General features: G+C 64.2%; 2 protein-coding genes. One reads left to right on the top strand and one right to left on the bottom strand.

The genetic code is table 11. The features are described from left to right. The coding region (locus ABTU92_RS30185) for an SLC13 family permease (protein WP_408095214.1) at positions 1–340 on the bottom strand (340 nt) is incomplete at its 3' end. Positions 341–542: 202 nt separating this feature from the next. Between ABTU92_RS30185 and ABTU92_RS30180 the strand changes: the two genes are divergently transcribed. Then, on the top strand, positions 543–640 hold a 98-nt coding region (locus tag ABTU92_RS30180; RefSeq protein ID WP_408095215.1), incomplete at its 3' end, for a LysR family transcriptional regulator.

The following is a 640-nucleotide window of genomic DNA, read 5'->3' as shown; positions in this document are numbered from 1 at the left end:
CGTCGCCGTCGAGGGCGACCATCATGGTGAGGATCAGGGTCGAGATCGTCACCTTGAGCGGGTCGCCGCCGACCAGCTTGAGCAGCCGGTCGATCAGCGGATCGAACAGGCCGACGTCGAGCATCAGGCCGAAATACAGGACGGCGAACATGATCATGATGCCGACCGGGGCGACCCGGATGATGCCGTCCTGCATCATCTTGCCGACCGTCGGGCCGAAGCCGCCGGCGAGGGCGAAGACGAGCGGGATCAGGATGAGCGCGACCAGCACGGACACGCGCTTGGTCATGATGGCGAGGAGGAAGACGCCGATGGTTGCGAAGCCGAGCGCCGCGAGCATGAGAAACCCTCCGCGGTTTATGGGCGTTGGAGCGGGATCGTCCGGGCTGTCCTGTTGCGAACGACGGAGCGATCCGCGGTGTGGGGTCGGCGGTGCCTCGGGCACGGGCCGGTCCGCCTGCCGGCCGGGGGTACAACCGCAATGACGCATCCTCGGCCATTAAACAATTGAAATACTTGGATCGCAGCGATAGCTTTTCGTTATGGACATCACACTGCGTCAGATTCGATCCTTCCTGGCGATCGTGCAAACCCGCAGCTTCACCAAGGCGGCGGCGCTGCTGCATCTGTCGCAGCCGGC

The sequence above is a fragment of the Rhodoplanes sp. SY1 genome (assembly GCF_046000175.1).
Classification (GTDB): domain Bacteria; phylum Pseudomonadota; class Alphaproteobacteria; order Rhizobiales; family Xanthobacteraceae; genus Rhodoplanes.
Note: the sequence above shows the minus strand (reverse complement) of the source record. Positions and strands in the feature narration are given on the sequence as shown.